Consider the following 5,769-nt stretch of genomic DNA (forward strand, 5'->3'; position numbering starts at 1 on the left):
TTTAAAGATGTTTTAAAAGATGTTTTAGGGTGTCTGTACGCCAATAGCATCAATGGATTGCGAGGTATTAAGGCAATGGATTGGGAGTATTAAGGCAATGGATTGGGAGTATTAAGGCAATGGATTGGGAGTATTAAGGCAATGGATTGGGAGTATTAAGGCAATGGATTGAATTTTATTTTCTTAATGTTATAATTTTATTTAAGAGGTGATGTATGTGGTTAATGAAGTAGTTAAATATCAAAACGATTTGAATACTGCGACAATGAGAACATGGACTGAAACTGAAATGAATATCCTTTTTTCTATTGTTGCTAAAATCAGAGATACATCAACATACGAAACTACTTTTACATTTGAACAAATAAAAGAATTATCTAAATTTAAAAAAAACTTAACGAGAAAAGAATTTGTAACTGAACTAGTTAGTGTTTCAAAAAAACTAGGCTCTTTAAATTATTTAGAACGTAGTGAAGATGGATTGGATGCTAAATTATTTATCTTGTTTCAAACTTTTGATATTAAAGGGTCACAAGATATTTTAAAAGTTTGTGTTCATCCTCAATTTGAATATGTCTTTAATAAAATCGGCATGGAGTTTACTCAATTTGAGCTAGATGAATTTATTCATATCCAATCAACTTATGCTAAAACTGCTTATCGTTTATTAAAACAATATCGAACTACTGGGTGGTGGAAAGTCACAATAGAAGATTTCAGATTACTTTTAGATATTCCAAATAGTTATCGACCATCTAATATTGATCAACAAATTTTAAAACCAATTTTAGAACAACTGGGTGGTTCAGATGAAGATGCTATCTTCAGAAATTTAAAAATTACAAAAAATAAAAAAGCTGGTCGAGGACGTGGAGGAGTTTTAACAGGGTACACTTTTACGTTTGAAAAAGAAAAAACTGGCGAGTGGATTGATGGAAAATATATAAAAAAATCTCAACGAAAAGAAACTTTACCCAATTGGACAAACGAAACTATAACTGAAACTAAACTATCCGATGATGAAGAAGAATACTTTAGAAATAAAATCGAAGCTATCAATCAAACAAGTAAATAATTCTTTATACTCGTATTTCTTCTAATTTTTAGATTGAACTAATTTGAGAGTGATAAAAAATAGCGAGTCACAATAGATAACTTCTATGTACTAATGAGGCAAACTTCCATGCGCAATCAAGGTCTGACTCTGATGATGATTTATGGAAACAAGAGATCTTGTCGCAACTCAAAAACGGTTTTTCTTAATCGAACATGCTCTCTTTTCTCCGATTCAGTTAACTCACTTGTCAGTCGAAGTTAGTCCATACTTTGTGTGATTCTTCCTCTTTCTTTACAGTGACGTTTAGGGAGGGATGACCTTTTGCGAGCAAAGCAACATGCTAGCATCTTGCCCATTTTCATGTCTGAGAGTGTCTCTCGTCTATGATGTTGTGAGACGTCTCCCACTCCCTCTTAAGACCTTAAACGAGCTCTCAAGGACGATTTAAGCGACTGGCTTTTTCTTTCTGGGGGATTGGGGAACACCCCAAACATTGACGCATCCTCCACTCTCGTTTTAGGTGGAGGGTGTGGCAAATATCGACAATGGCTATCCATTGTCTAAGCTCGCAAAACGAAAATTTCTGTTCATCCTTATCGTTTGTAAGAACTCAGTTATCTGTCCTATGAGTGAATCCTTTGATAGATTGATTGAATAACATGACTCACCCTTTTCGATCAACGTCACTTCACAAGGAACGCAAAAAAGGAATCCCTTGAACTTGGGATTCCTTTTTTTGATGTGAGGTAGACCATTGATGATTCACAAAGTGAGTGTCTCGATGTGTTGGTAGATGTGGTACTTCGTAAAATTGAGATTATGTTAAGCAATAGATTAGATAACTGAAAATAGTTCATTCGACATAATATTTTTATTCAATTATAAAAATTCAATTAGAATTAAACTATTTTAGGTTATCACTCGATGATTGAGAGGTTTTCAAATTTTTTTTTTAACTATTCCTTGCATAAATAGCCTTTAAACTACTCATTTTAATTTAATACAAGGAATATTTAAGTTGATATACTAAAGCATATTTAATATTTCTAATGGGAGTGATTAAAAATGTCTATAGTTAAAATTGATAGTATTAATTTAAAAAAAATGAGTTTTTTCGATATTTATGACTTTGAGGATTTTTTTTTAGAAAATGCCTTGATAGAAAATGAGATAATAAGTGATCAATGTATTGAAAAATTATTTATTGAAGATAGTATAATCGAACACTGTGAATTAAGTGGAAATAATTTTGTTAAAGCTGAATTTACTAACTGTATATTTAAAAATTGTGATTTTTCAAATACAGTCTTATCAGAATCGGTATTGTACAAATGTGAATTTATCAATTGTAAGATGTTAGGCTTAGATATTTCCGAAGCCTATATAAATACAAATTTATTTTTAGAAAATAACATGGAAATGGTTAATTTATCAAGTGCTAATTTCAAAGAAGTTTCTTTCTCCGATTGTAATCTAACTAATACTGACTTGATAGATGCAAAGATGGTGAAAACCACATTTGACAGTTGTAAACTAGATAGTATGAATCTCACAGGAACTCTTTTAAAAAAAGTAGACATCAGCACTTGTCATTTTACTCATTTACCATTAAGTATTGAAACAATTTCTGGTAGTATCGTAAATGAACACCAAGCACTAATATTAGCAAGAGACCTTCTGAAAGTTAAAATAAAGTAGCAAACTACTCTTTAGACTAAGTATAACGCGATTTATGTTAACTCTGACAAACTCTAAATAAAATAGATATATTTACTCTAGATTAAGCTAAAGGCTCTCAGAACTAATTCTGAGAGCCTTATTATTCGTATAACAATTGATTATGGTAACCAGTAAGTTAAATAACTTTTAAATCTTTTTTTTCATATTGATTATGACCAGGCTTGCTTTTTTTTAGCTTCCAGCATTTAATTGCATCTTTTAAAGTTAAATCTGGATTTTCTAAAAAGAAATCTCTGATGTAAGTATTATATTCAAACTGAGAATCAATTTTTTCTGTTTTTTTTGATGCAATTTCTGGGTAAACTTTTATTGCTTCTGAATATTTTTTACCAGCATTATTTTTTAACCATTTTTGAAATGCCACTTTGAATTTAAACTGTTTTCCTAGTTCACTTTTGAAAAATTCTCTATGTACCTCTGAACATGTAATATTTTCTTCAATGACTGTATTTACTGTTATACTTTTGGGGATATTAGATTTTGTTTTTTTCTTAATATTTTTTACTTCACCAGAACTTATATAGCAATAAATTCTTTCTGTTAAATCTTTTTTGTTTCCTGCTGTAGGAATACCTTCTAATCTACAAAAATTTACTAACTCTTCTTTCAAGTAATAGTATTCTCTAAATGTTTCTGGATTTATCCCTCGAACTAATTCAGGTCTATTCACATCAAAATTCCTCCATTTTTTTTTTTATTATATCATGGTACAAAAAATAGACTTCGTATAATCTTACATTATGTAAACTAATATCACTTTTTAAAATATATTTTAGTATATTTCACTCTCTTTTTTTAAACTTCCTGTCAAAATCAGAAAAAAACTGACAAAATATATTTATAAAAAAGAATAAGGAGTGTTAAAAATGAAAGAAACAATTTTAGCAATTAAATTAAAAGAGTATAGAACAAATAATAATTTAACTCAAAGTGACTTAGCTGAAAAGCTAGATGTCAGTGATAAAACAATTTCAAAATGGGAGCTTGGGGAAACTTATCCTAGTAAAAGAAATATGCTTAAATTGTCTGATGTATTAGGGATATCTTTAGAAACTTTATTATTAGAAGAACAAGCAGACGATACAAATGAACTAAAATCAAGTGTTAAATATGGTCTAGTAAGTTTTTGTCTTATATTTTTTGTAACAATGGTCGTTTTTTCTTTTACTCAAGAACACAGTCAGATTTTTGATTTAGCTATTTCCAAACAAATAGAATTACTTGGAACAACGATACTTAGAATTCTAAGTATCTCAGTACCTCCTGCAATTATTATTACCTGTGTATTCTACTTCTACATCTTTCCTAAAAATAAAAAATCAAATTAACTTAGTATAATTTGATTTATGTTAACTCAGACAGACTTTAAATAATATCTCCCTAGGGCTCTCAGAATCATTTCTGAGAGCCTTATTCTTCGCATAAAATTGTATTATGGAAACCTAATGGTTAAATAACTATTATTTATTTAATTTTTTCAATTCTTCTTGTTCTATAAAGAAAGTTACTTCTCCTGTTTCCATATTAACGTTTGCTTTAACTTCTGGATTAGGATTTTTAAAACTTAGGTCCTTATTCAAAATTTTATTTTTTATTCGTAAGGGTGCTGTTGTACCATAAGTCATTGTTTTAAAAATTTTAGTTGTCAATTTAAGTTCCTCCTTAAGTAATTCATCTAAAGTACATCCGAATAGAACACTCATTTTTAATAAATTTGAAATGTCAGGAAGAGTTTTATCACTTTCCCAACTTGAGATGGTTGGTCTAGATATGAGTAATTTTTCTGATAACTCTTCTTGTGTCCATCTTTTTTGAAGTCTTTTCGATTTGAGTATTTTCCCAAATGTCATTCTCTATTCCTCCTGATTTAATCCTAGTAAATAAATTTACTTTATTCAGTTCGATTCTCTTTATATTTTACGGTTGTTAAGTGATTTTTACAAAAAAATACTTAATATAATTTGATTTATGTTAATCAAACAAAATTTAATACGGTTTTTAGACAAGGGAACGTATCTATGTTCTCTTTATTTTGTTTTCAATCTCCGATACAATATTGCATATCACAGTGAAACGGAGTTGAAATGCTTGAGAAATGATGAAACATACAAAACAATGAAAGAAATAGCTTATATTCTAGGCGTTTCTAAGCCCACTTTGTTTAGATTCTTAAAAGCTAACTCGTTTCATGAAACGTTTAAGAAACGCAACACTAACATGTATGATGAAACGACTACAAAAGCTATTATAGAGAGCTTTAAGCAAGAGAAAAGCGAGGAGCGTTTCATTTTATCAAGAAACGATGAAACGACTGATGAAATTCTTATAGAAAGCTTAAAAGAGCAAATATCATTACTAAAAAAGCATGACGAAGAACAAAAAGAACAAATAAATAAACTTCATGCGTTGTTAGACCAGCAACAACAATTACTACTTTACGAGCAACAAAAAAATACCAAACTCCTAGAAGAAAATATAGAAAATAAAAAATGGTGGCAGTGGTGGAAATAAAATAGCTTTTTATTCTTATCATTTGCTACTGATTTTTAATCTAAGGTTGTTAGGGTTTACCCTGACCGTCTGTAAGACGTTTAAATAACTTTAATAAGAGTTTTATATAAGAGAGCTTATAGGGCTCTTTTTTTTGCGTTTTAAAGCCATCCAAGAATCTATTTAAGAATGGTTTTTTCTATTAGCGAAGGAACGTCAGTGACTGCTGCAAGTTTAATGTGAGAGTGGGTTTCTCTCACTCCTTTTTATATCTTTTAGTCTTACGCATAGATCAATTTAATAAAAAGAAGTGATTTTTAGGTGGGAATAATAGGGAGTAATGTTATATAAATGTTTTAAAGATGTTTTAAAAGATGTTTTAGGGTGTCTGTACGCCAATAGCATCAATGGATTGCGAGGTATTAAGGCAATGGATTGGGAGTATTAAGGCAATGGATTGGGAGTATTAAGGCAATGGATTG

6 protein-coding genes are annotated in these 5,769 nt (G+C 29.7%); 4 read left to right on the forward strand and 2 right to left on the reverse strand.

The features are described from left to right. Positions 1 to 217 precede the first annotated feature (217 nt). Together AC37UB_RS10075 and AC37UB_RS10080 are read left to right on the forward strand one after the other, a co-directional pair. Complete coding sequence (locus AC37UB_RS10075; protein WP_158563576.1) at positions 218 to 1,075, forward strand: replication initiation protein; 858 nt, start codon at positions 218 to 220, stop codon at positions 1,073 to 1,075. 1,047 nt (positions 1,076 to 2,122) lie between these two features. Beyond that, positions 2,123 to 2,755, forward strand: coding sequence for a pentapeptide repeat-containing protein (locus AC37UB_RS10080; protein ID WP_118251267.1), 633 nt, complete (start codon positions 2,123 to 2,125; stop codon positions 2,753 to 2,755). A gap of 157 nt (positions 2,756 to 2,912) precedes the next feature. On the opposite strand, the gene AC37UB_RS10085 is transcribed toward AC37UB_RS10080, so the two are convergent. Beyond that, positions 2,913 to 3,467, reverse strand: a complete 555-nt coding sequence (locus AC37UB_RS10085) for a DUF6434 domain-containing protein (protein ID WP_241699699.1) — start codon at positions 3,465 to 3,467, stop codon at positions 2,913 to 2,915. Positions 3,468 to 3,663: 196 nt separating this feature from the next. Between AC37UB_RS10085 and AC37UB_RS10090 the strand changes: the two genes are divergently transcribed. Then, positions 3,664 to 4,125, forward strand: coding sequence for a helix-turn-helix transcriptional regulator (locus tag AC37UB_RS10090; RefSeq protein ID WP_241699700.1), 462 nt, complete (start codon positions 3,664 to 3,666; stop codon positions 4,123 to 4,125). A gap of 132 nt (positions 4,126 to 4,257) precedes the next feature. On the opposite strand, the gene AC37UB_RS10095 is transcribed toward AC37UB_RS10090, so the two are convergent. Then, positions 4,258 to 4,647, reverse strand: coding sequence for a helix-turn-helix domain-containing protein (locus AC37UB_RS10095; protein ID WP_118251269.1), 390 nt, complete (start codon positions 4,645 to 4,647; stop codon positions 4,258 to 4,260). 238 nt (positions 4,648 to 4,885) lie between these two features. Between AC37UB_RS10095 and AC37UB_RS10100 the strand changes: the two genes are divergently transcribed. Beyond that, positions 4,886 to 5,308 carry a hypothetical protein gene (locus AC37UB_RS10100; protein WP_118251270.1) on the forward strand — a complete coding sequence of 141 codons (423 nt, stop codon included), beginning with the start codon at positions 4,886 to 4,888 and terminating at the stop codon, positions 5,306 to 5,308. Positions 5,309 to 5,769 lie beyond the last annotated feature (461 nt).

This window comes from Vagococcus changpingensis (assembly GCF_058211775.1).

Excerpts from the sequence above, each read along its gene's own strand:
- AC37UB_RS10080 (WP_118251267.1), top strand. The coding sequence starts at position 2,123 with ATGTCTATAGTTAAAATTGATAGTATTAATTTAAAAAAAATGAGTTTT.
- AC37UB_RS10090 (WP_241699700.1), top strand. The coding sequence starts at position 3,664 with ATGAAAGAAACAATTTTAGCAATTAAATTAAAAGAGTATAGAACAAAT.
- AC37UB_RS10095 (WP_118251269.1), bottom strand. The coding sequence starts at position 4,647 with ATGACATTTGGGAAAATACTCAAATCGAAAAGACTTCAAAAAAGATGG.